The 25,950-nt window shown below is 46.4% G+C and carries 25 protein-coding genes and 1 riboswitch; of the genes, 15 read left to right on the top strand and 10 right to left on the bottom strand.

The window, feature by feature from the left end; translation table 11 throughout:
- Window positions 1-38 precede the first annotated feature (38 nt).
- A complete protein-coding gene (locus FEN17_RS22190; protein ID WP_138367570.1) occupies window positions 39-752 on the top strand; it encodes a YebC/PmpR family DNA-binding transcriptional regulator in 714 nt (237 codons plus the stop codon).
- On the opposite strand, the gene FEN17_RS27335 is transcribed toward FEN17_RS22190, so the two are convergent.
- From FEN17_RS27335 to FEN17_RS27725, 3 genes are all read right to left on the bottom strand, one after another.
- Window positions 749-1,195 (bottom strand): transcription elongation factor, encoded by a 447-nt coding sequence (locus FEN17_RS27335; RefSeq protein WP_171037977.1) that lies wholly within the window; start codon window positions 1,193-1,195, stop codon window positions 749-751. The two genes, FEN17_RS22190 and FEN17_RS27335, sit on opposite strands and share 4 nt — an antisense overlap.
- 72 nt (window positions 1,196-1,267) lie before the next feature.
- Window positions 1,268-2,236: a T9SS type A sorting domain-containing protein gene (locus FEN17_RS22180; RefSeq protein WP_229208948.1), complete on the bottom strand. Its 969-nt coding sequence runs from the start codon at window positions 2,234-2,236 to the stop codon at window positions 1,268-1,270.
- A 23-nt stretch (window positions 2,237-2,259) separates the two neighbouring features.
- Window positions 2,260-2,607, bottom strand: coding sequence for a hypothetical protein (locus tag FEN17_RS27725; RefSeq protein ID WP_229208947.1), 348 nt, complete (start codon window positions 2,605-2,607; stop codon window positions 2,260-2,262).
- Window positions 2,608-2,962: 355 nt separating this feature from the next.
- Here FEN17_RS27725 and FEN17_RS22175 point away from each other — a divergent pair, with 355 nt between their 5' ends.
- The 4 genes from FEN17_RS22175 (at window position 2,963) to rlmB (ending at window position 6,927) form a co-directional block, all read left to right on the top strand.
- Entirely contained in the window at window positions 2,963-3,883 is a 921-nt protein-coding gene (locus FEN17_RS22175) for an aspartate carbamoyltransferase catalytic subunit (RefSeq protein ID WP_138367569.1), read from the top strand.
- Window positions 3,884-3,925: 42 nt separating this feature from the next.
- A complete protein-coding gene (locus FEN17_RS22170) occupies window positions 3,926-4,816 on the top strand; it encodes an SDR family oxidoreductase (RefSeq protein WP_138367568.1) in 891 nt (296 codons plus the stop codon).
- Window positions 4,817-4,966: 150 nt separating this feature from the next.
- The gene (locus FEN17_RS22165; protein WP_138367908.1) at window positions 4,967-6,184 is read left to right on the top strand and encodes a GWxTD domain-containing protein; all 1,218 of its coding nucleotides are present in this window, start codon (window positions 4,967-4,969) and stop codon (window positions 6,182-6,184) included.
- Window positions 6,160-6,927: a 23S rRNA (guanosine(2251)-2'-O)-methyltransferase RlmB gene (gene rlmB, locus FEN17_RS22160; protein ID WP_138367567.1), complete on the top strand. Its 768-nt coding sequence runs from the start codon at window positions 6,160-6,162 to the stop codon at window positions 6,925-6,927. The genes FEN17_RS22165 and rlmB overlap by 25 nt, the downstream gene beginning before the upstream one ends.
- A 90-nt stretch (window positions 6,928-7,017) precedes the next feature.
- Here rlmB and FEN17_RS22155 read toward each other — a convergent pair whose 3' ends face one another.
- From FEN17_RS22155 to FEN17_RS22145, 3 genes are all read right to left on the bottom strand, one after another.
- Window positions 7,018-7,416 carry an LPD3 domain-containing protein gene (locus FEN17_RS22155; RefSeq protein ID WP_138367566.1) on the bottom strand — a complete coding sequence of 133 codons (399 nt, stop codon included), beginning with the start codon at window positions 7,414-7,416 and terminating at the stop codon, window positions 7,018-7,020.
- Window positions 7,417-7,502: 86 nt separating this feature from the next.
- A complete protein-coding gene (gene mnmA, locus FEN17_RS22150) occupies window positions 7,503-8,621 on the bottom strand; it encodes a tRNA 2-thiouridine(34) synthase MnmA (protein ID WP_138367565.1) in 1,119 nt (372 codons plus the stop codon).
- A 99-nt stretch (window positions 8,622-8,720) separates the two neighbouring features.
- Entirely contained in the window at window positions 8,721-9,764 is a 1,044-nt protein-coding gene (locus FEN17_RS22145; RefSeq protein ID WP_138367564.1) for a hypothetical protein, read from the bottom strand.
- A gap of 47 nt (window positions 9,765-9,811) precedes the next feature.
- Here FEN17_RS22145 and mobA point away from each other — a divergent pair, with 47 nt between their 5' ends.
- From mobA to FEN17_RS22115, 6 genes are all read left to right on the top strand, one after another.
- The gene (gene mobA, locus FEN17_RS22140) at window positions 9,812-10,399 is read left to right on the top strand and encodes a molybdenum cofactor guanylyltransferase (protein ID WP_138367563.1); all 588 of its coding nucleotides are present in this window, start codon (window positions 9,812-9,814) and stop codon (window positions 10,397-10,399) included.
- A 3-nt stretch (window positions 10,400-10,402) separates the two neighbouring features.
- Complete coding sequence (fdhD, locus tag FEN17_RS22135) at window positions 10,403-11,236, top strand: formate dehydrogenase accessory sulfurtransferase FdhD (RefSeq protein WP_138367562.1); 834 nt, start codon at window positions 10,403-10,405, stop codon at window positions 11,234-11,236.
- A complete protein-coding gene (locus FEN17_RS22130; RefSeq protein WP_138367561.1) occupies window positions 11,233-11,601 on the top strand; it encodes a DUF7009 family protein in 369 nt (122 codons plus the stop codon). Before fdhD ends, FEN17_RS22130 begins: the two co-directional genes overlap by 4 nt.
- 2 nt (window positions 11,602-11,603) lie before the next feature.
- Window positions 11,604-13,907: an FdhF/YdeP family oxidoreductase gene (locus tag FEN17_RS22125; protein WP_138367560.1), complete on the top strand. Its 2,304-nt coding sequence runs from the start codon at window positions 11,604-11,606 to the stop codon at window positions 13,905-13,907.
- A 48-nt stretch (window positions 13,908-13,955) separates the two neighbouring features.
- On the top strand, window positions 13,956-15,431 hold the full coding sequence (locus tag FEN17_RS22120; protein ID WP_138367559.1) for a hypothetical protein: 1,476 nt from the start codon (window positions 13,956-13,958) through the stop codon (window positions 15,429-15,431).
- 112 nt (window positions 15,432-15,543) lie between these two features.
- Complete coding sequence (locus tag FEN17_RS22115) at window positions 15,544-16,314, top strand: glycerophosphodiester phosphodiesterase (RefSeq protein WP_138367558.1); 771 nt, start codon at window positions 15,544-15,546, stop codon at window positions 16,312-16,314.
- A gap of 55 nt (window positions 16,315-16,369) precedes the next feature.
- Here FEN17_RS22115 and FEN17_RS22110 read toward each other — a convergent pair whose 3' ends face one another.
- Window positions 16,370-17,422: a homoserine O-acetyltransferase family protein gene (locus tag FEN17_RS22110; RefSeq protein WP_138367557.1), complete on the bottom strand. Its 1,053-nt coding sequence runs from the start codon at window positions 17,420-17,422 to the stop codon at window positions 16,370-16,372.
- A gap of 84 nt (window positions 17,423-17,506) precedes the next feature.
- Window positions 17,507-17,614, bottom strand: a riboswitch (SAM riboswitch).
- 163 nt (window positions 17,615-17,777) lie between these two features.
- On the opposite strand from FEN17_RS22110, the gene treA reads away from it, so the two are divergent.
- Together treA and FEN17_RS22100 are read left to right on the top strand one after the other, a co-directional pair.
- On the top strand, window positions 17,778-19,328 hold the full coding sequence (gene treA / locus FEN17_RS22105) for an alpha,alpha-trehalase TreA (protein ID WP_138367556.1): 1,551 nt from the start codon (window positions 17,778-17,780) through the stop codon (window positions 19,326-19,328).
- A 115-nt stretch (window positions 19,329-19,443) separates the two neighbouring features.
- Window positions 19,444-20,235 carry a PhzF family protein gene (locus FEN17_RS22100; protein WP_138367555.1) on the top strand — a complete coding sequence of 264 codons (792 nt, stop codon included), beginning with the start codon at window positions 19,444-19,446 and terminating at the stop codon, window positions 20,233-20,235.
- A gap of 24 nt (window positions 20,236-20,259) precedes the next feature.
- On the opposite strand, the gene FEN17_RS22095 is transcribed toward FEN17_RS22100, so the two are convergent.
- Window positions 20,260-21,150, bottom strand: coding sequence for a DMT family transporter (locus tag FEN17_RS22095; protein WP_138367554.1), 891 nt, complete (start codon window positions 21,148-21,150; stop codon window positions 20,260-20,262).
- A gap of 73 nt (window positions 21,151-21,223) precedes the next feature.
- Between FEN17_RS22095 and FEN17_RS22090 the strand changes: the two genes are divergently transcribed.
- Window positions 21,224-22,612 carry an OmpA family protein gene (locus FEN17_RS22090; protein WP_138367553.1) on the top strand — a complete coding sequence of 463 codons (1,389 nt, stop codon included), beginning with the start codon at window positions 21,224-21,226 and terminating at the stop codon, window positions 22,610-22,612.
- Between the two features lie 469 nt (window positions 22,613-23,081).
- On the opposite strand, the gene pth is transcribed toward FEN17_RS22090, so the two are convergent.
- The gene (pth, locus tag FEN17_RS22085; protein ID WP_138367552.1) at window positions 23,082-23,642 is read right to left on the bottom strand and encodes an aminoacyl-tRNA hydrolase; all 561 of its coding nucleotides are present in this window, start codon (window positions 23,640-23,642) and stop codon (window positions 23,082-23,084) included.
- Window positions 23,643-23,705: 63 nt separating this feature from the next.
- Here pth and pyrR point away from each other — a divergent pair, with 63 nt between their 5' ends.
- Entirely contained in the window at window positions 23,706-24,248 is a 543-nt protein-coding gene (gene pyrR, locus FEN17_RS22080) for a bifunctional pyr operon transcriptional regulator/uracil phosphoribosyltransferase PyrR (RefSeq protein WP_138367551.1), read from the top strand.
- Between the two features lie 6 nt (window positions 24,249-24,254).
- Here the strand turns inward: pyrR and FEN17_RS22075 are convergent, their stop codons facing one another.
- On the bottom strand, window positions 24,255-25,808 hold the full coding sequence (locus FEN17_RS22075; protein WP_138367550.1) for a hypothetical protein: 1,554 nt from the start codon (window positions 25,806-25,808) through the stop codon (window positions 24,255-24,257).
- Window positions 25,809-25,950: the final 142 nt, after the last annotated feature.

The raw sequence follows: 25,950 nt of genomic DNA, 5'->3' as shown, positions 1-25,950 counted from the left end.
AGCATTAAAACAAAAATCTTAACAACTAACATATAAGTATGGGCAGGGCTTATGAATATAGGAAGGCCAGGATGTTTAAGCGCTGGGATAAAATGGCCAAGACATTTACCAGGATCGGAAAGGACATTGTACTGGCTGTAAAAAGCGGAACGGCTGATCCGAACACCAACTCCCGGCTCCGGGTACTTCTTCAGACAGCCAGGGCTGCGAACATGCCCAAGGATACCATCGAAAGGGCGATCAAAAGGGCTACTTCAAAAGATCAGGAAGATTATAAGGAAATGGTGTACGAAGGCTACGGCCCACACGGCGTGGCTATTTTGGTTGAAAGTACCACCGATAACCCGACCCGCACGGTGGCCAATGTCAGAAGTTATTTCAACAAGCTGGGCGGAAGTCTGGGCACGATGGGTATGCTGGATTTCATTTTTGAAAGGAAATGTATTTTCAAAGTAAAAAATAACGGCAAAGACCTGGAAGAGCTGGAATTTGAACTGATCGACGTAGGCGGCGAAGAAGTTTTTCTCGACGAAGAAGCCAACCTGATCAACATTTACGGCGACTTTGCAGCTTTTGGAAACCTGCAACATTACTTTGAGGAAAACGGATTTGAAATCGTGGAAGCTGATTTTGAGCGCATCCCGAATGATACCAAGACATTAAGTGAAGAGGAAGCCGCGGAAGTTGAAAAGCTGATCGAGAAAATTGAGGACGACGACGATGTACAGCGTGTGTTCCATAATATGGGCTAGAAGATAAAGACGATCTCGTGCTGTTTTTTCATGAAATCGAATTTACTTCCTGCTTCTTTTCCTAACAAAGATGCTCCCACCGGAGATGAAGATGAGACCGCCAAAAGGGTCTCATTTTCTATTTTAAGTGTCCCCAGACTGACTGCGATGAAAAACCAGCCGGCTGTGGTATACAACAAAGAACCCACCGCCACCCGCGACAATGTTTCATTGACATTGATCCTTTCCAGCACTAGCCGCTCCTGCCGGGTTTGCTCAAACTGCCGCGCATGCATATTTCTATCCAGCTGGCCCATCGACCGCGAAGTTTCATACTTATCGCCCATCGAGCTTTTCCCCTGTTCATTGGCCGATTCCTGCGCAGCTTCCATCGCGTCCCAGGAATTGCGCATACGTTCGTCCAAAATGGCTTTAAGCTGACCGATAACAATGTTCTTATCCATAAAAAAAGGGTTACCGAAAGCAACCCTACTAACAAAGTGTAGCGGTAAAATTACGCGCAGATTGGCATTAAACTAAATCTTCGTGATTTTCTTTCTGATCAACTGACCATTACTCAGCCGGACCCGAATCAGATATTCGCCTTCTTTCAGAGAAGAAATCTCAATCTGACTGGCTTTTGATTTCTGCAGAACTTGCTGGCCGCTGAGGTCAAGCAATGTAATTTCTTCGACAGTCGAGCCGTCATCTGTTGTTATTTCCAAATGGTGCTCAGCCGGGTTAGGGTAAACGAAATCATTTGAATTGGTATCACTTCGCAAGGCAATGATCCGCGACGTGGTGGTTTTCCCGTCATAATCGACTTGTTTGAGCCTGTAATAGGTAATCCCTAGGTTTGGAGCTTCATCCATGTAGATATAGTCGACGTTTTCATTACTATCGCCCCTACCTTTCGAAGTCCCAATTGCATCAAAATGAATGGCGTCTGTGCTTTTTTCAATTTCAAAATAGTCATTATTTTCTTCCACGGAAGTTACCCATCGCAACTCCGTCTTTTTATTCTCTATACTTTTCCCATAAAAGCTCACCAGCGTAACCGGCAAAGGCGGGCTGGGCAGAGGGGGCGGTGTGGCCATCAGTGATTTCGCATTTTGCGTAAAGTTTGTTGCCGGATCCAGAATGGCATCGCGCCACAATTCAGCGGCTTTCTGCTGGCCCTGCTCATTGAAATGCAATCCGTCATACCTTCCCGAATTATCGATCAGGTTAAGATTTCCTCCGCGAAAAACATCCGGGACCGTAGCAATCAGCGACTCCTGACCGCTTGTAATCGACTGGTTGATACCATTATTATAGCAATCAAGTGCAATCATCCAGGCGAGCTGCTGATAGTTAGACTCCTGCCTGGTTTTCTCAATCACTTTCAAATTCCGGAATTTAAAACCGTCGCCATCCGTATCCTGGTCATTTACGCCGTGCAGCGAAAGGATCGATCTTAAACCGGTTTGCGGAACATACTTCGATAATGTATTTCTAATGTTCACATAAGGCATTCTAATACTATAATTTATGAATCCGTGATCGAAAGGACGCCCACTTTTTCAACCGTGACCGACGACCCTACCTGCTGGCCGTTTTTCAAGCCCCTCACTTCCAGATCGTAGCGCCCGCCGGAGGCCGAAAGTGAGCCGGAAAACACATTGCCGCTCACTGCCCCGACAATATCCGTCCAGCTGACTGCTACGCCCGGCTCACCCGCCCGGGTTTTCAAGCGCGCCTGGATTTTGCCGATGTTGGATAAATAAGTACCAGTGATGAAAAGCGTAGCATTTCCTGAGGTGTTTCGTTGGTAAACCATCCTGGTGGGCGGAAATTTTATTTCGATCTGGCCAAACAGGGATATTGAAATGAGCATTAAAAATATACAGGTAAAAAACTTGATGTGCATAGCAATCCCTTTAACATTAAATGAATCAATGAGACAAAATCCTGAAAATGAGTTGAGTAGAAAGCAGTCCTGGATAAATTGCCGGTGGCTATGGCGGAAGGACTTGGGCAAAAATAGCAATTGCCGCTGCTAGCAATTCCAGTATTTTCCCATAATGGCCGCAAAAAGGGGGTTGATTTATCCTTCGGTCGTCTGGGGGAAATTAACGGTAGGCTTTGCGGCAAAAACTGGAATTTCTCTGATCCGGTCAGATAAAATCCATCATAGGTTTCCCTTTTGGGGTCTCCTTGTTATCTTTGCCAAACTTTACAGCATATCGGTAATGACAAAACTTTCGGTCCGGCACTTACTTGGAATTAAAAACCTGAACGAGAATGACATTCAAACCATATTAGATACTGCGACCCAATTCAAGGAGGTGATCAACCGCCCGATCAAAAAAGTACCTTCCCTCCGCGACATTACGATTGCCAACGTTTTTTTCGAAAATTCCACCCGTACAAGACTTTCTTTTGAACTTGCCGAAAAACGGCTTTCTGCTGATGTAGTCAACTTTTCCGCATCCGGAAGCTCTGTAAAAAAGGGTGAGACGCTGCTCGATACAGTGAATAACATTCTCGCAATGAAGGTCGACATGATCGTCATGCGCCACAGCAGCCCGGGAGCGCCGCATTATCTTTCCTCACGTATCCCTGCCAATGTTGTGAATGCCGGCGACGGTACCCACGAGCACCCGACACAAGCATTGCTCGACGCATTTTCCATGCGTGAAAAACTGGGCGATCTGGCTGGTAAAAAAATTGCGATCATTGGCGATATCACGCATTCACGCGTAGCATTGTCCAATATTTTTTGTTTGCAAAAACTCGGTGCGGAAGTAATGGTTTGCGGGCCGTCAACCTTGATCCCGAAACATTTGGGTGACCTTGGAGTCAAGATCAGTCATAATGTTAAAGAAGCTTTACAGTGGTGCGAGGTGGCCAATGTGCTCCGCATTCAGCTTGAAAGACAGCAGATTAAATATTTCCCCTCCCTCCGCGAATATTCACTTTACTACGGCATCAACAAGGCCATGCTCGATGAACTGGGTAAAGAAATCGTTTTGATGCACCCCGGCCCGATCAACAGAGGTGTCGAGCTATCTTCCGACGCTGCGGATTCCAATCATTCCATTATTTTGAACCAGGTCGAAAACGGTGTTGCCGTGCGTATGGCCGTGTTATATCTGCTGGCCCAGCAGTAGTTGAATTCGCCGCGGCTCTTCTTTTAATAAATCATTTCAACTATGGCTTACACCGAAGGTATGCTTCGTGAAGATGCATTAAAAGACAAAACCATCATTATTACCGGCGGCGGCACCGGATTGGGCAAATCCATGGCGACCTATTTTCTTAAAATCGGTGCGAATGTGGTGATTTGCAGCCGGCGACTGGAAGTACTGGAAAAAACCGCGGTAGAGCTGGAAGCAGAAACCGGCGGGTCGGTGCTGGCGGTGCAATGTGATGTGAGGAAAACCGATCAGGTTGAAAATGTCATTCAAAAAGCGATTGAGAAATTTGGTCGCGTCGATGGTTTGGTTAACAACTCAGCGGGGAATTTTATCAGTCCTACCGAAAAGTTGTCCTATAAAGCCGTGGATGTCGTCGTCGACATTGTCCTTCGCGGCACCTACTATTTCACGCTCGCTTTGGGCAAATACTGGATCGAAAATAACATTAAAGGTACCGTACTCAACATTTCCACCACCTACGCCTGGACGGGCTCGGGCTGGGTGGTACCCTCGGCGATGGCGAAAGCGGGTGTGCTGGCCATGACCAAATCGCTGGCATTTGAGTGGGCAAAATATGGTATCCGCCTCAACGCAATCGCCCCCGGACCTTTCCCGACCAAAGGTGCCTGGGATAGGCTTTTTCCGAAAGAATTGGCGGAAAAATTTTCTTTCAAAAACCGTATACCGCTGCACCGTGTAGGTAATCACCAGGAATTGGCTAACCTGGCCGCTTATTTAATGTCGGACTTTTCGGCCTACATGACGGGCGAAGTAATTACCCTGGACGGCGGAGAGGTATTGGCTGCGGGGCAGTTCAATTTTTTGAAAGAAGTGTCTGACGATCAGTGGGATGCGATCGAAGAGCAGATCAAAAATGCGAACCGTGACAGTAAGAAGTCAGAATAAAAAATTTCTTAATGTTTTATTGGGTAATTTTGAAGGTTACTTCGTTACTTGAGAAATGAAGAAAACACATTTATGAGATCTGGTTCAAGCTTTTACCTCTATATTCTTGCTGTTTTACTGATCCAAGGCTGCTCGTCTTCCAAACAGTCTATGAAGCAGATTCCCGAAGCCCAGGTACGGCCTTCGGCGCTGCAGCAAGCGCCTCCTACAATTAGTGAGGAGCCTTCGCTGGTGGCGATTCAAAGCAAATACCTTTTAAAAGATACAACGCAGACGAAAGTTTATCTTTACGTAGATGCGTTTAAAGGCAAAAACCCGATTTCAATCACGGATTTTATCAAGACCTACAATGTCAACTACGTTATCTACTCCGACTATGGCACGCGCGAGCGGCTGGGGTACGGTAATGTGAAGCTGGACTCTTCAAATGTTGGGAAAGCGGGCGATAAAATTGTAGTTGCCTACGACATTAAAAGTCCGAACCGGGATTACGGTGTGCTCCTGAGCGAAATCAGCCAGGTAGGGACATTGAAAAAAGTCCTCAACGACTTGACGATCCATTTCAAGAAAATGACGGTGAGCCAGACTTATGGCGTACATACAGCTGCAAGTCCTCAGCCCCTGCAGCGTCACTATATCAATGCAGATGAGGCGTTTACATTGAAAAAAGCCTCGGAAGGAAGCGATCAGCTGCATGTATTTTACTACAATCATGAATTTGAGCCGGCCGGTTCGCCGATGAATGTTGCGCCAAAATCTACCGGAAGCAGGGCTTTGGAAGCTGACAGCACTTTTACCATCAATACGTCCGAAACACTTCACTTCTCGAAGGAAGGTTTATATAACATTTTTGCAGATACTACGCAATCCGAAGGTCTTGGTATTCTGGTTGTTAACGAGCGCTTTCCAAAAGTGACGCGCCCGCAGTTGCTGCTTGGCCCGCTGCTTTATATGAGCACCAATAACGAGATCAACGAAATCAAAAAGGCGGAGGATTATAAAAAAGCCCTTGATAAATACTGGCTGACATTGATGAATGGAAATGCTCCGCTGGCGCAGCAGTCGATCCGCTCATTTTATAGCCGCGTGGAAGAAGCCAATCAGTTGTTTACTACCTATAAAGAAGGTTGGAAAACGGATAAAGGCATGATATACATTGTTCTGGGGCCGCCGGATAAAGTTCAGCGGAGCAAAGACCGTGAAGTCTGGACTTACGATCAGCGCGGAAATGCCCAGAATGTCAATTTTACATTCAATAGAAAAAACAATCAATTTGTGGATGATCATTATGAACTGGTTCGCTATGCCGAATACCAGCCAATCTGGTATCCAGTAGTAGAAGCATGGAGAAACGGAAGTATACGATAAGAAAACCGGCCCCGAGGCCGACCCAGGCCGATATGGTTTTTGGTACACAGTCAGTACTGGAAACCCTTCGTTCGGGCAAGGAAATAGAACGATTATTTATCCAGCGCGAGCTTGGCTTCGCCGAAGTAGAAAAGCTCGCCAAAGAATTGGGCATCCCCTATCAGCGGGTACCGATTGAAAAATTGAACCGCGTCACCCGCAAAAATCACCAGGGGGTAATCGCATTTGTCTCGCCCATCCAATACATGCCGCTGCACAATGTGCTTACGCAGGTTTTTGAAGAAGGCAAAACGCCCCTACTGCTGCTTTTGGACAGAGTTACCGACGTCCGCAACTTCGGCGCCATCGCGAGGACGGCAGAATGTGCTGGTGTGCAGGCACTGATCGTGCCAACAAAAGGTGGTGCACAGATCAATGCTGACGCGATGAAAACTTCGTCAGGCGCGCTCAACTTCCTGCCAGTCTGCCGCGAGCCGAATCTTTACGAAACATTACTATACCTTCGAAACAGCGGCCTGCAAATCGTAGCCTGTACCGAAAAAACCGATAAGTCCCTCTACGACATTGACTTCACCATCCCGACAGTCATCATCATGGGATCAGAAGAAGACGGTATTTCCAAAGAATTCATCCAGCTAGCCGACAGCGGCGCACGTATTCCCCTAAACGGACAAGTTGATTCGCTGAATGTTTCGGTGGCGAGTTCGATTGTGCTGTATGAGGCGGTACGGCAGCGGGTGTAGGCTCTGCGCCAAAAATTTTTATTTTAATAAAGTTTTATTATTTTTGATAAACACCTGAACCGGCATTGGATTGCATCTCCTCTAAGCACGTCAGGTGTTTTTTTGTTCCAGGGTCTCCCAGCGTATCGACTCGGTAATTGAATAGAGATAGTTTTGATTCTGGACTGTCAATTGAACATTAAAATAGGCGGTCTTCCCGCCTATTCTTGTTTCAAAGAAATGATATCCTACTACGTGCTGTCTATTGTGATTTTGTTGTGACGTGAAGCCGACATAAGTTGCATTTAACAATGCTTCTTCTAATCCATCTATCAATAGCAAGATTTTTTCACGATAAGGATCAAAGGGCTGATTAATACATTCCTTAACCCCAGCCATATTGAATCTGATTTCAGCGCCTAACTCTTCCCGATAAATGCCAACATTAGGCAACACCAAATCCTGTTTTACTCTTTCCCTCGCCAAGCGGCGTAAGAGACTTAACTCCATCTGTCATGTTTGGTTTGTTGATGAACATATACAGAGGAAATTGAGTAAGTAGTATTAGTAGGTAAGTTAGAAAATATCGGCGGGAATTATTGTAAAGCTCCTTCCTGCCGGAAACTCTTCAAAATCCAGCCTCCCCCAACCACATCATCGCCTTCATAAAAGACAGCAGCCTGGCCTGGCGCGATGCCGTTTACGCCGTCGTGGAAGCGGGCTACGATTTGATCAGGGCCGGTTTGTTCTATGGTTGCAGGCGTGCCGTCGTGTTTGTAGCGAACTTTGGTGACGGTTTCGAGTGGTTTTTCCAGGGATGCGTATTTCTGGAAATTTAGTTTTCCAACATTCATTCCGTCGCGGAAAAGATCGGGCATATCTCCCAAAACTACTTCATTGGAATCTTTTCTGATTTCAGTCACGAAAACCGGGCGGCCCAGGGCAATGCCGAGACCTTTACGTTGTCCAACTGTGTAGAAAGGATAGCCTTCATGTTTTCCGACCACAGTACCATCGGCATAAACAAAATTGCCGCCGGCAACTTCCGCTTCCAGACCAGGAATACGTCTTTTCAAAAAGCCACGGTAATCATTATCCGGCACGAAGCATATTTCATAACTTTCAGCTTTGTTGACCAGATCTATAAAACCCCTCTCCCGCGCCATCTCGCGGATTTCTGATTTGTGCAAATAACCCAAAGGTAACTTAGTACGCGAGAGACTTTCCTGCGAAACGCCCCATAAAACGTAGCTTTGATCTTTCCAGGCGTCAATACCTTTTGAAACATAGTGCCGACCGTCGTTAAACTGCATATTGGCATAATGTCCGGTGGCGATAAACTCACAATCGAGGCGATCGGCGCGGCGGAGAAGTGCGTCCCATTTAATGTGGGTGTTGCACAAAACGCACGGATTTGGCGTGCGCCCTTCGAGGTATTCTCCGGTAAAATGATCGATCACATAATCGCCAAATTCGGCGCGGATGTCGAGAATATAATGTGGAAAGCCGAGTTCGACGGCAATGTTACGTGCGTCGTTGATGGAGTCGAGGGAGCAGCAGCCGGTTTCCTTTTTTGTGCCACCGCTGCTGGCGTAGTCCCAGGTTTTCATGGTCATTCCGATGACCTCGTAACCTTGTTCATGTAACATGACAGCTGCGAGAGAGCTATCGATGCCGCCACTCATGGCGACCAAAATCCTTCCGTGTTTGCTCATTTTGGTAATCCGACAAAGGTTGAATGCCTTCCGATTGATTGAAGTTGAAATTTTGGAACAGTGCCGAAGCGCCGTTTCGTTCCGCAAAGGTAAAGATTCTCACGCAATCACCTGCCGGATCACATTCTTAATATTCAACTCAATAATCTCCGTCATCGATTCACACTTATAATAATGTGAATCGCGGAAATGTTTGGCCAGGCCCTCGCGGAGCTGGTGGATGTTTTCGACGGTGGAGATTTTGTCCTGCAGGCATACTTCGTGGAGCTCGCGGAGGCGGTGGCGCTCGGCGCGGGCCTGGTACATGATCGAGGATTGTTCTTCCTGTTGATATTGCAAGACTGTTTTGTCAGTTAAGAACTCCATCGCCAGTTCTACGTACGGACGGTTTTCTTTGAAATATTGGGGCATATATACTTTTAAATTACCCTCATAAAACTGCTGGTCGAAGTCGATGGCGCGCAGGCGGAATTGAACATCGTCGAAATCCGGGGTGATCTGCATCACGAAATTGTAAGAACGCATATCGCCCAGCAGCGTGATCGTGCAGCGTTCGTTGAATTTTACGAATTCTTTGGCAATGCGGATCGGGTTGTAATCGGTTTCCCGGAGGCGGGTTTTGGCAAATACATCACCAGGTATCCCCGCAATGTGTTCTTCGATTAATGAATCTCCGTCGACCAGATAATTGACTTGATTGGGTGAAAATATTTCTTCCAGTTCCAGTCCATAAATCCTTGATGAGTCCGCTTTTTTGACATAGAAATAATCGTAAATGTCATTCAAGCGGTTTACGATCTTGATCCTGAACGGATTAGAATTGCCAAATTTGCAATAATCAATACGGTCAATGTACTTATGCTCCACGATACGCAGGTTACCCGACGCTTTTAACATCGCGTACGCTTTTTTCAGACCCGTATGCAGCCGCTCCATTTCATGCGGCGGATACAGCGGACTTTCCCACAAAGTATCCTTCCCATTTTTGTCACTTACGGGAAAAGACTCATAAAAATTGAGCAAATCGTGGTAGCCCACCGGAAGTCGCGCGTCGCGCTGGTAAAACCGCAGGTATTTTCTGAGCTCGGGACTGACCGGATAAATCGGTTTCTTCTTTAAAATTGTAACATCACCCTGTTCCATAAAAGGAAGTTACGCATATTTGGCTATAACTTCCCCGGAATTCCATCATGAAACCATACGGCATTGTAGTTTGTGGCGGCGAAAGCACCCGCATGGGCAAGGATAAAAGTTTGCTCACTTACCACGGCATGCCGCAATACGCGTACGTGGCGCAAATGCTGAAACATTTGTCTGAAAGCGTGGCGATTTCCTGCAATATTTCCCAGTTTCAGTGCGAGGATATTGGTTACCAAAAACTGTATGATTTGTCAGAATACAGTGCTCACGGACCTGTTTCGGCAGTTTTAACAGCATTCAAACATTTCCCTGAGAATGATCTGTTGCTGGTCGGCTGCGATTACCCTCTGCTTGCGGCAAAAGATTTAAGAGATTTTTTGAGCGCTATCGAAAAAGATTCACTTGCCGCCGCCTTTTATAATCAGCATGGAAAATATGAGCCGGTCCTCGCCTGGTATTCCCGCCATGTCCGGCCCGCATTGGAGACATTCTGTCAAAGCGGAGAACATTCACTGCAGTATTTTTTGAATAAGATAAATGCGCAGAAATATTTGCCTGAATCTGAAAATTGCATGACCAGCGTAGATACACCGGAGGAATTTGAAAAGATATGCAGGTTACTATCTCAAAAGCATTAAAAAATGAACGCAAATCCGGTTACCCAACATTTTATCAAGCGCGTGAACGCCACGAATTCCGTAGGTATCGACGACCAACTGGCTGTGGAAGAGCCGCTTGAAATCAGGATTGCATATTACATTGACGGGGGGAAAACGGAAAAGGCCATTTCTGTCACGATGCGTACGCCGGGAAATGATGAAGAACTGGCGGTCGGTTTTTTGTTTACGGAAGGGATAATTCAGCATGCCGCACAGATCGAAAAAGTGACGCTGCCGGTTTTCAGGGAAAATACGGTAGTAGTAACATTAGACTCTTCTTTTGAACCAAAGTTGGGTTCGCTTGAAAGGAATTTTTACACTACTTCCAGCTGTGGGGTCTGTGGAAAAGCGAGTGTGGATGCGATTAAAACGGCTTCGAATTATCTTCATTTTGATAAACCGATCAGCATTGACCGGCATATTTTATTTAAACTGGAAAAACAGATTGCGCAGCGTCAGGACATTTTCGAAACGACCGGCGGGCTCCATGCATCTTCGATTTTTGATCAAAATGGCGATTTTTTGCTGCTGCGCGAGGATGTAGGCCGCCATAATGCATTGGACAAACTGATCGGTGCGACATTGACAGCGGGTTTGGTACCGCTATCCCAACATATATTGCTGCTGAGCGGCCGCGCCAGTTTTGAGCTCATACAAAAAGCATCCATGGCTGGCATTCAAATAGTAGCTGCTATTGGGGCGCCGTCGAGCCTGGCGGTGCAGCTGGCCGAAGAAAGCGGGATCACGCTGATCGGCTTTTTAAAAAAGGACAAATTCAACGTTTACAGCGGTTTTGACCGCATTCAGGAGATATGAAAATAAGGATTTCGGGAAATTCGGTGAGGTTTAGATTGAAAAAGCCCGAGGTAGAAAAGTTGCGGGACGAAGGCATAGTGACGGAAAAAACCTTGTTTCCACAGGGCAGGTTTTCCTATGAAATTAAAAGTGACTCAAATACAGAAAATTTATCTGCCTCTTTTGAAAATTGCCTCATAACCTTATCGGTACCAGCCACATTCATCGCCGACTGGCCGGAAAATAATGTGACAGGCATTGATCATCATATTCAGCTCGACGGCGATCAGAAATTGTATCTATTATTGGAAAAAGACTTCAAATGTCTGGATAATGTGCTTGAAGATCAGTCGGATAACTACGAAAACCCGAAACAAACCTGCTAACCATGGAAGAGCAACCTCAAATTGTACCGGGCTCGGAAAACCCTGAAAAACTTACAGGACTAAAAAAAGGAAACATTAAAAAAGTAGCGGCCGGGGTTCCTGCGGTTGTTTCCAGTTTCGAAAAAACCATCGAAGAGGCCGGCCTCACAAGAGGCATGAAAGCGCTTTTTAACCTCAATAAAAAAGGTGGATTTGACTGTCCTAGCTGTGCCTGGCCCGATCCGGACGACGAGCGCTCCGGCATTGCGGAATATTGTGAAAACGGCGCACGGGCTGTGGCCGAGGAAGCTACGCTGAAAAAGCTGACGCCCGAATTTTTCTCGCAAAACTCCGTGCAAGATTTGGGAAAACTGTCGGATTATGAAATCGGAAGCAAGGGCCGCATCGCGCAACCCATGTTCCTGCCGGCGGGCGGCACACATTATCAGCCAATTAAGTGGAATGCGGCTTTCGCTAAGATCGGTTTGGCGCTCAATGCACTTCCCTCCCCCGATGAAGCGATATTTTATACCTCGGGACGCACGAGCAATGAGGCGGCGTTCCTTTACCAGCTTTTCGTCCGCGAATTTGGCACTAATAACCTGCCCGATTGCAGCAATATGTGCCACGAAAGCAGCGGCGTAGCATTGACGGAATCGGTGGGGATCGGGAAAGGATCGGTAACCTTGGACGATTTTTACAAAGCCGAGGTGATCATGATCCTGGGTCAAAATCCGGGTACCAACCATCCGCGGATGATGACTGCGCTGCAAAAAGCGAAGGCAAATGGCGCGACAATCATTTCTATTAATCCCCTGCCTGAAACCGGTTTGATGGGTTTCAACAATCCGCAGAAGGTTTCCGGCGTCCTCGGCATCAATTCTGCACTGACTGATATTTTTCTTCAGGTGAAAATCAATGGGGATATGGCCCTGCTCAAAGCCATCGAAATCCTGCTTTTAAAAGAGGAACTGAAAAATCCGGGTGCCGTTTTTGACCATGATTTTATTCGTGAAAAAACGGAGGGATATGATGCATTGATCGAGCATATCAAAACTTTTGACGCGGAAGAACTGGCGCAGATCAGCGGCGTGCCTTTTACCAAAATTCAGGAAACGGTGCGGGTCTTGGCAACTAAAAACAAGATCATCACCTGCTGGGCGATGGGCCTGACGCAGCATAAAAATGCGGTAGATACCATCAAGGAAATCGTCAATCTGCTGCTTTTGAAGGGCAGTATCGGCAAGCCTGGCGCGGGTACCTGCCCGGTTCGCGGGCATAGTAATGTGCAGGGCGACCGTACGATGGGCATTTTTGAAAAACCTTCGGACAAATTCCTCGATGACATTGAACGGAATTTCCATTTTGCGCCGCCTAGGAAACACGGATTTGATGTGGTCGAATCTATCAAAGCAATGCACCAGGGCAAAGCGAAAGTGTTTTTTGCGATGGGCGGCAATTTTCTTTCCGCTACGCCAGATACCCAGTTTACGGCAGAAGCATTGACCAAATGTAAGTTAACCGTCCACGTTTCTACAAAACTAAACCGCAGTCACCTGGTACACGGCCAGGAAGCGATCATTCTTCCATGCCTCGGCAGGAGCGATGTGGACATGACCAACCGCGAAGACCAATTTATTTCCTGCGAAAATTCGATGGGCGTAGTGCAGATGTCCCGCGGCGTTTTACCGCCTATTTCCGAACATTTGCTGAGCGAGCCCGAAATTATTTGCAGGCTGGCAAAGGCAACATTGGGCAAACGCAGCCAGATTGACTGGGACAGATACCTGAATTACGACGTGATCCGCGCCGATATTGAGCGCACCATTCCCGGTTTCGAATCTTACAATCAGCGGGTTAGAGAGCCTGGCGGGTTCTATTTACCCAATGGTTCGCGGGAAGGGACTTTTGATACAACTACTAAAAAGGCGCAGTTCAATGTTGCGGAATTGTATAAGCCGGAAATATCAGGCGACGAACTAGTAATGATGACGATCCGCAGCCACGACCAGTTTAATACTACCATTTATGGCCTCAATGATCGCTACCGCGGGATTTACAATGAGCGGCGGGTAATTTTGATGAATGAAAAAGACATTGCAAAACGAAACCTGAAAAATGGCGATCTGGTGGATCTGACCAATCATTTTGATGGGACGGAGCGGGTAGCCCGCGGCTTTGTCATTGTCGAATACCCGATCCCGGAAGGCAGCTCGGCTACCTATTTTCCGGAAACCAATGTGCTGGTGCCGATTAACAGCGTCGCGGAAAAGAGCAATACGCCAACTTCCAAATTTGTGGTCATCCAGGTCCGGCCCCACCAATAATTGCTACTTTTGTTCACTTACTACTTAAACCAGTGAAACAAATTTGCGATGAACATTGCTACGCTCAGAAATTGCAGTCTGGGGTACCTTCTGGCGCCGAATATCGTCTTTGCTTTGGCCTGGTTCCGACCGCATATCAGCATCCCAGTCGTCCTGTGCTTCGCCTGTCTTTTTTACATTCAGTTCAAAAAAGGGCCTGAGGCTGAGGAACATCGGATTAATGTAGCAACCCTCGGGTGGTTACTCGCCGCTGCCGCATTCTGGACATTTTGTACGGGCATGGGTGGTTTGAGCTACCAGATCGCCGATTATTTCGCGCACAATGCCAAATTTCATGATTTGTACAGAAACCCCTGGCCGACTTATTTTGCTGATAAACAGCGATATGCCTGTTATTATTTCGGGTTTTTCCTGATCCCCGCAGGTATTTCAAAATTGGTTGGCCATATTTCCATTCCTGCCCTGCTATTTTGGGCGGTGCTCGGTTACTGGCTTGTACTTCAATGGCTTTTTATTTTATTAAAGAAACATAAGCGTCTGATCTTCTTCTTTTTAATGCTTGGTGGCGTGGGACATTTGGTGAAAGTGACATTTTATCAGATTGCGACAAGTTACTCCTACCACATTGCCACATTCTACCTCGAAATCTGGTCGCTTTTTGACCAGTCTTTGTGGGTTACCAGCCAGGTGATCCCAATTTTGCTGGTGTCCTCGATTTTGGTTTCCGATAGCTTTATCAAAAACCGGGTGCAGGATAGCTTCTTCCCGATTACGCTTTGTTTCATGTGGGCCATTTTTCCTTCGATCGTTTTCGTGCTGCTGTTTTCCATGATTTTTATCAACAAATGTTTTGGAAACTGGAAGGACCTTTTTTCCCTCAAAACCTGCATTCCACTGATTGTGGCCGGGTTAGCTTTTTTACCCATATTCATTTTCCTGCGCTCTTCCGACAGCTTGCCTGTCAACGGATTTATCTGGCAATTTGAGCCGGTGGGTGAGATTTTCGCCGAATACTTTTTTGGCGTGATTGTTGATTTAATCCTGATTTTTATCATTATCAAAAACCTGAAAAACGTCGATAACCTCATTCCGCGGTGGTTTACCTGGTGTGTGATGGGGTTATTCCTGCTGATATCCCTGTACCGGATCGGACATTGGAACGACTGGTTTGTAAGGGGTTACAATCCGCTGCTGGCTATTTTGCTTTTTACAATCGTGCGCTCGCTGCATACCTTATATCAAACCGGCCGCTGGAAAAAGAACCTTTATTATAATGTTGTGGTCGGAATTTTTGCGTTGAGTATGTTGATTCCCGTCGGGCATATTTTCCGGGCTTTGAAAACGAATGTGCTGGTATCCAATGCTTTTCCGGACAAATTCCCCTTTGAGCCGATGCGCATTGATAAATATCCGAACACCTACCAGGCATTGTTCCAAGAAGCGAGCAACCCGAAAGAGGCCGATCAGTATCTGGGCAAAAAAGATTCCTTTTATGCCAGATATCTCGCCCGCGAAAGCAGGTAATGTTAGTAAAAAAGTGCGCTGCCACGTTGTTAACCCTGGGTTAACTTTACTCTCGCAGGGATGTAATATTTTCGCGGCACATTAATCTCAATACATTTCCGAATTCAAGTACATGAAAACACATTCAATTATCATTGCGGTCACGTTCATTTTTCTTGCAGTATCCTCGTCCATGGCCCAAAAACACAATAAAGTAATCGCGCACCGTGGCGCGTGGAAAAATACCGGCGCGACTGAAAATTCAATCGGAGCCCTCGAACATGCGATCAAGCTGGGCTGTTACGGCAGTGAGTTTGACGTGCATATGTCGGCCGATTCAGTATTATATGTTCATCACGATCACGCAATCAAAGGTACCCACATTGAAAAAACAAATTCTGCGGAGCTTTCGCAGATCAAACTGGAAAATGGCGAGGCGCTGCCAACATTGGAAGCTTACCTGAAAGCAGGTGCGAAACAGAAAAAAACCCGTCTGATCCTGGAAATCAAAACTTCGTCGATGGGTAAAGAAAGGTCGATGGCGCTGACTACCAAGTGCGTAGAAATGGTAAAAAAGCTACAAGTGACCAAGATCACCGATTACATTGCTTTTGATTTTGATGTTTGTCTGAAAGTAAAAGAGCTGGATCCGAAAGCGCACGTAGAATATTTGAATGGCGACAAGACGCCTGATGAAATCGCCGCTGCAGGTCTGGATGGCATTGACTATCATTTCAGTATTTTCAAAAGAAAGGAAGAATACATTCAGCAGATGCGTGATAAAAAATTGACCACCAACACCTGGACCGTCAATGATGAAGATACATTGAAATGGTTTTTAGAAAAAAATGTGGATTATATCACGACCAACGAGCCGGAATTGCTGCTAAGCCTTTCCAAGTGAATGCACTAAAATTCAACACAAAAAATGTCAGCTCGGTTGGGCTGACATTTTTTGTTTAGCTGATCTTCGCTTTTTGTAACTGGCCGTTGGTTTCCTGCCAGGCCTGTATCACTTTATTGAGTTGTTTATATTCGATCAAAAATCCGTCGTGGCCGTACAGCGAATCGATTTCCTGAAAAACCGCGTCGGGAATGTGGCGGGCCAGGAATTGTTGCTCGGAAAGTGGAAATAGTAAGTCGGATTTGATGCCAAGCACCAATGTTTTTGCTTTGACCAAACCCAAAGCATGCACAATCCCGCCCCGGTTACGGCCTACATTATGCGAGTCCATGATTTTGGATAAAACCCAATAAGAGTACGCATTGAAACGCTTCACGAACTTATCTCCCTGGTATTGCTGGTAAGAAGATGCACGGAAATCGTCAATCTGATCCGGATTATCCCTGGCCTGGGTAAAATTGTAGGTATCGTAATTCCGGTAAGAAAGCAAGGCGATAGAACGCGCCGCCCGCATCCCCATTTGTCCGGCTTCGGCGTGATCGTCTTTAAATGTTGGGTCCGCCTCGATCGCCATTCTCTGAGATTCATTGAATGCAATTCCCCAGGGAGAATGCAGCGCGTTGGACGCGATCAAAACCAGTTCTTCAAATGCATCAGGAACCTCCACGGCCCATTCCAGCGCCTGCTGGCCGCCCAGCGAGCCGCCAATGCAGATCTTGATTTTCCTGATTGCCAGTTCCTGCCGCAGCAGATCCATCGCCCCCACTACATCACGGACGGTAACCACCGGGAATTCGCGAAAATAGGGTTTTTGTGTCTTTGGATTAACAGATAAAGGACCGGTAGAACCATACGCAGAGCCCAGCACATTGACACAAACAATGAAATGCTTGGCCGGATCGAAATATTTGCCTTCGCCTACAAGCCCGTCCCACCACTCGGCCGCATTGGAATTGCCGGTGAGCGCGTGACACACCCAGACAATGTTGCTTTCGTCTGCATTTCTTTCTCCGTAAGTGGTGTACGATAGCTCAAAACCAGGCAGTTCGCCCCCCATTTCCAGGGAATAGGCGTATGGATACTTGAATGTTTTCTGTTCGGGTTGCATAAGTGCCCTTGCACAATGTTAGATGGTGCGAGATTAAAGCCATTCGGCTTACGGAAATTTCTAACAGTAAGTACTCGCGAATTGATTTTATATCTCCTAAAAATTTTAGGTGGGAATTAGCACCTTTCTCCAATTGGTAGCAGGTTGCCAGAGGTTCATTGAGCCCATTCTCTCGCCTCTTCTTTATAAATCAATCGCATTCGGTGAAGCAATTGACTTGATGGTGCAATATTAAGGGCGGACGCCGGAAAATGCAAATTATCGGTTAAATTCTGTTTTGGAGTGGCATGAGCTGGCCTATCTTTGCTATATTGTTGCTATGCTAATGTTCAGCACCCTTTAATATCAGGTTAATTTGTACGGATTTGTTGCCCCTTCTTATACCTACGGTCAGGCGCATGCTTCGCCGGAAGAATTGTTTGGATCGCTTTTCAAAGATGTCCAGAATAGCCATATTTTTAAGGATTCCAAAACATTTGCCGACGCTATCCCGCTCGAAGACCCGCTCCTGATCATTGAATGTTACCACCGCGAAAAGGACGAGCCGGGTTTTGACATTTCTGCTTTCGTTGAAAAATATTTCAGGCAGCCTACGCACATTGTTTCTCATTTTCAGACGGATATGAGCATGTCACCTGCCGAGCACATTAAGAGGTTATGGAATGTGCTCACCCGCCAGCCGGAGAGCCAGGAACGCGGCGGCTCGCTGATCCCGCTGCCTTTTCCTTATGTGGTACCGGGTGGCCGGTTTCGGGAAATTTATTATTGGGACAGCTATTTTACAATGCTCGGCCTGAAAGAATCCGGACGGGTGGATTTGATCGAAAACATGGTCAGCAACTTTGCTTACCTGATCGATAAATTTGGTTTCATACCTACTGCCAACCGCACATATTACCTCAGCCGCTCGCAGCCACCATTTTTTTCTTTAATGGTGCGGATTTACAGTGAAATGGAGGGGAAGAAAGTTTTGAAAAAATATTTGCCCCAGCTGCAAAAAGAATACGATTACTGGATGGACGCCGGTTCCAGCGAGCCGGAGCCCTTTACTGCTTACCGGAGAATTGTTTACTTACCCGATGGCGCAGTTTTGAACCGCTACTGGGACGATAAGGCAGTTCCGCGGCCTGAATCATACCGCGAAGATGTGGAGCTGGCGACAGCTGCATTCGAAAAATTCGGTACCACACCTGACTTGGTTTACAGACACATACGCGCCGCAGCCGAATCGGGCTGGGATTTCAGCAGCCGCTGGTTTTCCGATGAAACGGATTTTACCTCCATCCACACGACCGACATTATCCCCATCGACCTGAACTGTCTGATGTACCATTTGGAGCAGACATTGGCGGAAGGTTACCTGCTGAGTGATTCGCTGCACATGCACCGGATTTACGATGAAAAAGCCAGAAGCCGGGCCGCCGCGATTGAGACTTATTTTTGGGACGCATCGCGGCATTTTTACATGGATTATGATTTTAAAAAACAGGATTTCACGAAAGCGATTACTTTGGCAGGCACGTTTCCGCTGTTTTTTAAACTGGCTTCCAAGTCCAACTCACATTATGTAAGGGCATATATCCGGCTGAATTTCCTGAAATCGGGCGGGCTGCTGACCACTACCATTAAAACTGGCCAGCAGTGGGACGCGCCAAATGGCTGGGCGCCTTTGCAGTGGATCGCTTATAAGGGTTTGAGAAATTATAACTTCCACCGGACCGCCAATGAACTCTGTGCCGAGTGGCTTGGGCTGATTGAAAAGGAATTCAGACATTCGGGCAAAATGCTTGAAAAATATAACGTTTCGGATACAAACCTGACGGCAGGCGGCGGAGAATATGAGATCCAGGAGGGTTTTGGATGGACAAACGGCATCTATCTGAGAATGAAAAATAAGAGAAAATAGTTACAATTATTTTTATCTCATTCTAATAAATAATATTAAAAATTTACCGACGCAGCTCCCCGAATGGGGAATATTTTTAATACCTTGTAATTACTTAAACGACTAAATCCTTTTCATGAAACTAGCGATATACCAGATTGACGCTTTCACCGATAAACTTTTTGGCGGAAACCCTGCGGCAATTATCCCCCTCGAAACATGGTTACCCGATGATATCATGATCAGCATTGCAGCAGAAAATAATCTTGCTGAAACTGCTTTTTACATACCCAATGAATCCGGTTTTGACATTCGCTGGTTTACCCCTTCGGTGGAGGTTGATCTTTGCGGCCATGCGACGCTCGCGGCAGCTTATGTGATTTTTAATATTCAGAATTACGAAGGAAAAACCATCATTTTTCAATCGAAAAGCGGTGAGCTCCGGGTTGATTGCAAGGAGGACTGGCTGACACTGAATTTCCCCGCCGACAATTACCATGTTGCCGTACCGCCGCCAGCATTGGTTGAAAGCCTCAATACCACCACCTTACTGGAAGTCTACAAAGGAAAAACCGATTATATGGTTGTGGTAGAATCCGAAGAAGTGGTCAGAAACCTTGAATTAGACATTATTATTCTTTCCACCATTCCCGCACGCGGCATTATCGTGACCGCTGCCGGCGATGAAGTGGATTTTGTTTCACGCTTTTTCGCTCCACAATCGGGTATCGACGAAGATCCTGTGACTGGCTCGGCGCATACCACATTGATTCCTTACTGGGCTGAGCGGCTTTCAAAAGAGCAGCTTTCGGCATGTCAGCTGTCAAAAAGAGGCGGATTTTTGAAATGTGAACTAAACGGCGACCGCGTTTTCATCGGAGGCCAGGCGAAACTTTACCTCAAAGGCGAAATCCTGATCGACGACTAAGCGCGGCCGGCTAAGCCTGCCCGGCTAGACCTGATCAACTTTCTTGGCAGCCAATTTATTTCTTTGACCTGCATACAAGCCTCCCACTACGAGGCAGGTACCAGCTATGGTGTAAATCGTAATCGGCTCGGACATGAGCCACCAGGCAAAGAAGAAGCCGAAAAGCGGGCAAAGAAAGAGCCACAAAGAGGCTTTGACGGTATCGATTTTGAGTAAATAGAACCAGCAGATCAATCCTACGATTGACACCGCCAGGCTGAGCCAAAGTACTGAACCCCAAAACATGCCGTCCCAGACGGTGGTTGAAAAATCACTTAAAGTTAATGTAGCGGGTATCAGAAAAATTCCGCCCAGAAAAACCTGCCAGCCATTAATAAGCAGATTCGGCAATTCCCATTTTACCGTAGCATAATAAACGCTGGCGGCCGAGACGGCTACCATGCTAGTCAACAGAAGTGACAATCCTCCCAATGTGGTGTAGCTATCGGCCAGGAGCGGATAAGTTGCCAATCCTACCCCCAACATTCCCAAAACAATCCCTGCCCACTCCTCGGATTTAGGTCGGCGGTGCAGCCACCACGATGACAAAAGCACGATAATGAGCGGATTGGTCGAGACTGCCAGGCTTCCGATTCCGGCGGCGGTGTATTTCATGGCACACACGTAGAGCCCGAGGTACAGCGTTGTATTCAGAAATCCGAACAGGGCGAGCTTCTTAAATTCTGATTTTGTCGGCAAACGGTAAGATGCATCTTTGCCAAAAAGATAGGAAAATGAGAGCAGCAAAATCCCGGCAATAAAGAAGCGGACATTCGCAAGTATCAGAGGAGCAGCCGATTGAACACCAAACTTGGTCGCGACGGAAGCCGACGACCACAAAATTGAAAACAGAATACCAATGCCAATATTTTTCACACGCAGCAACAATTATGTTTCAAAAATACGGCATGCACCTGGGCTTACCCCGCCAGTTTTCATATTTTTGAAAATGGTTAATAAAAAAATTGTGAGATGGCCGCTGATCATTGTGCTCCTTTTGCTGGCCAATTATTCATTTTCACAAAATCAGTGGACCTACGATTTTAATAATGGCCTGAACCCGATCGAGAGCGGCGGGATTGCTTTGCGGCCACTGGGTCAGCCCGGACAGTATGTTAAGGAAAAAATTCCCGGCGCCGATTATCTCACCCGGACGATCTATCAGTTTGAAAATGGCAGCGGGCTGCAGTTCAACAATGAAGAGGCCAAAGGTTTTCTAAACAAATCCTTTACCGTTGAAATTTATTTCAAAATGACCGAACTCGACAGCTGGAAAAGGGTATTGGATTTCAAGAACCGAAAAAGCGATTACGGCAGCTACATCTACGACGGCAAGCTGAATTTCTATGACTACGCGATCAGTGAAAAAGCGCCGGTGCGGGCCAATCAATATGTACATTATGTGTATTCCCGCGATTTTGAGACGAAAATGATCAAGATGTATATCAACGGTCAGTCCAAAGTGGAGTTTAAAGATCCGGGAACAGAAGGTATGCTCGACGCTGACCAGGTGCTGAATTTATTTCAGGACGACTTGATCGCAGGCCACGAATCGAGCGGCGGATCTATCGTTTTAATAAGATTATACGACCGGGTGATGACGCCGGTTTTTGTCAGAAGAAGTTACCAGACAATAGCGAAGCCGCCGAAAGAAACTGCGCAGGAAGAGGAAGAAGAGCCCGTCAAAGAATCGCCCGCGCCTGAAAAAACCGGCAGGAACAAAAATCTGGCGCTGGTAACCGGGCGCGTTTACGATGGGGAAAATCTTAAACCGGTGGATAATGCAGAAGTTTTAGTCCGTAAGTCCGCGAACGATTCCCTGGTGGCACAAACAAAAACGGTGCAGGGCGTTTACACGGTTGAGTTAACCCCGCATGAATCTTACAAAATTTCCGCGCAGGCCGATGGTTTCCAGTCGAAAAGTGTGAATGTGCGTACCAACAACCGTTTTGAGGAAGTTAAATCGCTGATCAGCTTATCGCCGGAAACCTACTCCGCACCGCTTTCGACCATTTATTTTCAGCAAGGTACCGACGTGCTGGAAGATGGCGCAAGCACCCCGCTGGATTCAATCGTCAGCTATTTTCAAAAACGCCCGGAGCTAAAAATCCTGCTCAAAGGACATACTGACAATACGGGCAGCTTCGAAAAAAACCTGGAACTTTCCAACAAAAGGGTAGAGACTGTAAAAAGTTATCTGACGGGCAAAGGGATTTCGGGTGCAAGGATTGATGGAAGCGGCTTTGGTTCTGCTCAGCCGAGCAAGATGAACCAGTCGGAGGTACTTAAAAAATCGAATCGGAGGGTGGAAGTTTGGGCCGAGCCTATAAAAAGATAAAGCCATCTCATGGAGATGGCTTTATACTGACTATTCCTAAACCCTTAACCTTTTCTTTTCTTTAATATTTTGCTAGCACAAGTGCTGAATGTCTCTTTAACTACTTAAAGGAGGAAGATGTTCAATCATACTCCTATTTTTCTGATCTCCGCCTATCCCCTTGAAACAGAGTGAAAATGCGAATTTCTATTATAAAGCAAATATAAAACTATTTCTATTCGCCTTCATGGTTTAGTTCAATTTTTATTTCGCTTAACCATGATGCAAATATCACTATTAATTTTGAAACTACAAATTGAGGCAAATTTTCGAAACGGAATATTCTTTGGAAGAAAATCGTATTTTAAGTCCCAAAATGCCTACAAAATGCTATTTTTGAGACGATAAGTTATTATATATTCCTTAAAAATCAGCTAAATCCAAATTTTATGCTATCTTGAAATATTTATATTTTCTTTAAATAGTACAATCATTGGTTATAATTATTCATTGTCTGCTGTATTCCCAAAGTACAAAACGAAAGTACCATATCCCCTGCCCTGTCTAAAAATACCGGTAGTTCAGACATTTCTTCATTGGAAAATGCTTTCAAAACGTAATCTACTTGCCGCCCCCGCGGAAAATTATTGCCAATTCCGAAGCGCAATCTCGGATAGTCGGAAGTAGCCAGCAGCTCCTCAATATTTTTCAGACCATTATGCCCGCCGTGACTCCCTTTGGGCTTGATCCGCAATGTTCCGTACGGCAATTGCAGCTCATCCACGATCGTGAGCGTGTTTTCGGTCGACACTTTATACTGGTCCATGTAGTATCTGATCGCCTTGCCGCTCAGGTTCATGTAGGTGGTGGGTTTGATAAAATAGATCTGCCGCCCCTTGTGTTTCCACTCGGCCACATAAGCCAGTTTTTCAAAACTAAATTTAAAATCATGCTCCGCAGCCAGCCGGTCGAGCACCATAAAGCCTACATTATGTCTTGTAAAGGCATATTCCGGACCTATATTTCCGAGCCCGGCAATCAAATATTTCATTTGGTAAAAGTTTTTGATTTCGTGTTTGAGCACTTAATTTAGGCTAAAATTCAGGGAAATTTCATGGTAGCCCAAAAACGTTTAATACTTAGCAGCCCACTTTTGGAGATAATGATCAGCCGGCTGTGTCAGCAACTGATTGAGAACCACCAGGATTTTTCGAATACTGTGGTGATGGGCCTGCAGCCGAGAGGGATCTTTTTTGCCGAGCGCATTGTGGCGGAATTGCGCGAACGTACCGGCAAGGACATTTCACTTGGCTACCTGGATGCTACCTTCTACCGGGACGATTTCCGTCGCCGCGAATCCCCGCTTGTACCGAACAAAACCAGCGTTCCTTTCATCATTGAAGGAAAAAAAGTGATCTTAATCGATGACGTATTATCCACCGGCAGGATGGTTCGCGCCGCATTGGATGCGATGACGGCATTTGGCCGCCCGAAAGCCGTGGAATTAATGGTGCTGATCGACCGCCGCTACAACCGCGAGCTGCCCATCGACCCGGATTACGCCGGAATGAAAGTAAGTACGGTGGCGAGCCAGCGGGTACAGGTGGAGTGGAAAGAGCAAGGTTTCGAAACTGACCACATTTGGCTGGTGGATTAGCGCAACTTATCTCGGACGGGAAGCTTCTTCTTTATTAACCGCCTTGCCGATGTCTTCTGTCTTGTAAGTCAGCTTGTTGACATAAAAAACTTCTCGCCCCTGCCCTACCGGCGAACTGCCGATGCGCTGCATGCCGTATGCCAGGAAATACTGACCATACCAGGGCGACAAATAACCGTCTTCATTATTGAGCACCTTTTCTTTATCAGATTTAGGCGCGATCTTGAATTTTTCAGTCTCCACCACTACTTTATCACGGCTGATCACTTCCGTGTGAATGTCACCCTCCTGCGGATAAGCCAGCACAAAATAATCATCTACCGGCGTTACCTGCACCATTTCCTGCAAATCGAAACTTGTTAAATCTTTGATGGTGATGGTGTTATCCCAGATAAACTTTCCGTTTCGGTCGAAAGCACAAACGATCGCGTGGGTATAGCGGTAACCTTCGAGCGCGCGCGACATGTAGGGGCGTGAAAGTCCGCCGGAAATAACGGGATTGGCAGCGCGCTGATTGGGGTAATAAACCTCCGCCACCAGCACAATTTCATTTTCCATCTGGATCAGCTCATGCACCAGCAGCCGGTACCTGAACCTGTTTTCTTTCCCGAGGCTTTTCCTTTTCCCGATTTTTTCCAGCATCCGCTCCCGGCGCTTGGGTTTCATGTAATTAAAGAAATTCTGTAACTCGGAAAACTCAATAAACTGCGGATCCGTGGGCGTATCGTCCTCAATTCGAGTCACATATAACCCCTGCGAATATTGCGTGCAACCGACCGAATAGTTACCAATCAGGTAAGAATCATCCGCATTCAGGGGGACGATCTGGCCGGATATCATGCTATACCGTGGATCGCTCAATGTGGTTTTTTTCAGGAACTTGCCGTCGTAATTATAGGTCTTGATCTCAAACACGCAGTTTTTCTTCCGGTAAGCGTAGGTTATCACATTAATATACCCATCTATTTCATTGATATCTACATTATTAAGCTCTGTATTTTTCTCAAAAAGACCTGGCAGCACGCGGGTAGTATGGTCGAAAAAAGAATGTACGATCACTACCGGCCTCGACCTGTAATATCCGGAAACCAGTGCTTTGCTTCCAATGACTTTGAATTGCTGGACATCGACCCCCGAAAGCAGGTTACCTTTGAAAGTATCGATGGTGCCGTCCTGGTAATTAAGTTGGAGAAATAAAAACTTATCAGTATCAGGCTCCGCGAATAACCAATATCCGATGGATTCACCTTTGTAGGCCATTACCGGAATGTACCGGGTATCCAGCTTGTAAAAATTTCGCCAGACGGCTTTCAGGGTCGTATCATATTTGACGAATTGCCACTGCTCGCCCCGCCCGCTGAAAAATTCATTACCCCGCACTACCGATAAAATCCCCTGCTCTCCCAGGCTAAATACTTCAAACTGCTCGCTGGCCGACGAGTTGGTCGGGATTTCCAGGCGATCCGATTGCTGCAACTGCGCCAGGGCGCTCAGCAGCGGTGCGGATACCAGTAAAGCAGTGAAATAAAGCCGTAACCGATTTATAAAAAGGCTATTCATAACTTCTTCCTCAGGGGTGTAACTCTCTTGAATAATTACCCTAATTTTGCATCAAAAAAGGGCAACATTACTATTAATATTAGAAATAATTTCACTTAAATAAAAACTTCGGGAAACGAATTTCCATTTTCGGAAAACCGCT

Source organism: Dyadobacter luticola, from assembly GCF_005860805.1.
GTDB lineage: Bacteria > Bacteroidota > Bacteroidia > Cytophagales > Spirosomataceae > Dyadobacter > Dyadobacter luticola.
The sequence above is the reverse complement of the archived record's forward strand: the minus strand, read 5'-3'. Positions and strand labels throughout refer to the sequence as shown.

Excerpts from the sequence above, each read along its gene's own strand:
- FEN17_RS22190 (WP_138367570.1), top strand. The coding sequence starts at position 39 with ATGGGCAGGGCTTATGAATATAGGAAGGCCAGGATGTTTAAGCGCTGG.
- FEN17_RS27335 (WP_171037977.1), bottom strand. The coding sequence starts at position 1,195 with ATGGATAAGAACATTGTTATCGGTCAGCTTAAAGCCATTTTGGACGAA.
- FEN17_RS27725 (WP_229208947.1), bottom strand. The coding sequence starts at position 2,607 with ATGCTCATTTCAATATCCCTGTTTGGCCAGATCGAAATAAAATTTCCG.
- FEN17_RS22175 (WP_138367569.1), top strand. The coding sequence starts at position 2,963 with ATGACAAAACTTTCGGTCCGGCACTTACTTGGAATTAAAAACCTGAAC.
- FEN17_RS22170 (WP_138367568.1), top strand. The coding sequence starts at position 3,926 with ATGGCTTACACCGAAGGTATGCTTCGTGAAGATGCATTAAAAGACAAA.
- FEN17_RS22165 (WP_138367908.1), top strand. The coding sequence starts at position 4,967 with ATGAAGCAGATTCCCGAAGCCCAGGTACGGCCTTCGGCGCTGCAGCAA.
- rlmB (WP_138367567.1), top strand. The coding sequence starts at position 6,160 with ATGGAGAAACGGAAGTATACGATAAGAAAACCGGCCCCGAGGCCGACC.
- FEN17_RS22155 (WP_138367566.1), bottom strand. The coding sequence starts at position 7,416 with ATGGAGTTAAGTCTCTTACGCCGCTTGGCGAGGGAAAGAGTAAAACAG.
- mnmA (WP_138367565.1), bottom strand. The coding sequence starts at position 8,621 with ATGAGCAAACACGGAAGGATTTTGGTCGCCATGAGTGGCGGCATCGAT.
- FEN17_RS22145 (WP_138367564.1), bottom strand. The coding sequence starts at position 9,764 with ATGGAACAGGGTGATGTTACAATTTTAAAGAAGAAACCGATTTATCCG.
- mobA (WP_138367563.1), top strand. The coding sequence starts at position 9,812 with ATGAAACCATACGGCATTGTAGTTTGTGGCGGCGAAAGCACCCGCATG.
- fdhD (WP_138367562.1), top strand. The coding sequence starts at position 10,403 with ATGAACGCAAATCCGGTTACCCAACATTTTATCAAGCGCGTGAACGCC.
- FEN17_RS22130 (WP_138367561.1), top strand. The coding sequence starts at position 11,233 with ATGAAAATAAGGATTTCGGGAAATTCGGTGAGGTTTAGATTGAAAAAG.
- FEN17_RS22125 (WP_138367560.1), top strand. The coding sequence starts at position 11,604 with ATGGAAGAGCAACCTCAAATTGTACCGGGCTCGGAAAACCCTGAAAAA.
- FEN17_RS22120 (WP_138367559.1), top strand. The coding sequence starts at position 13,956 with ATGAACATTGCTACGCTCAGAAATTGCAGTCTGGGGTACCTTCTGGCG.
- FEN17_RS22115 (WP_138367558.1), top strand. The coding sequence starts at position 15,544 with ATGAAAACACATTCAATTATCATTGCGGTCACGTTCATTTTTCTTGCA.
- FEN17_RS22110 (WP_138367557.1), bottom strand. The coding sequence starts at position 17,422 with ATGCAACCCGAACAGAAAACATTCAAGTATCCATACGCCTATTCCCTG.
- FEN17_RS22100 (WP_138367555.1), top strand. The coding sequence starts at position 19,444 with ATGAAACTAGCGATATACCAGATTGACGCTTTCACCGATAAACTTTTT.
- FEN17_RS22090 (WP_138367553.1), top strand. The coding sequence starts at position 21,224 with ATGGTTAATAAAAAAATTGTGAGATGGCCGCTGATCATTGTGCTCCTT.
- pth (WP_138367552.1), bottom strand. The coding sequence starts at position 23,642 with ATGAAATATTTGATTGCCGGGCTCGGAAATATAGGTCCGGAATATGCC.
- pyrR (WP_138367551.1), top strand. The coding sequence starts at position 23,706 with ATGGTAGCCCAAAAACGTTTAATACTTAGCAGCCCACTTTTGGAGATA.
- FEN17_RS22075 (WP_138367550.1), bottom strand. The coding sequence starts at position 25,808 with ATGAATAGCCTTTTTATAAATCGGTTACGGCTTTATTTCACTGCTTTA.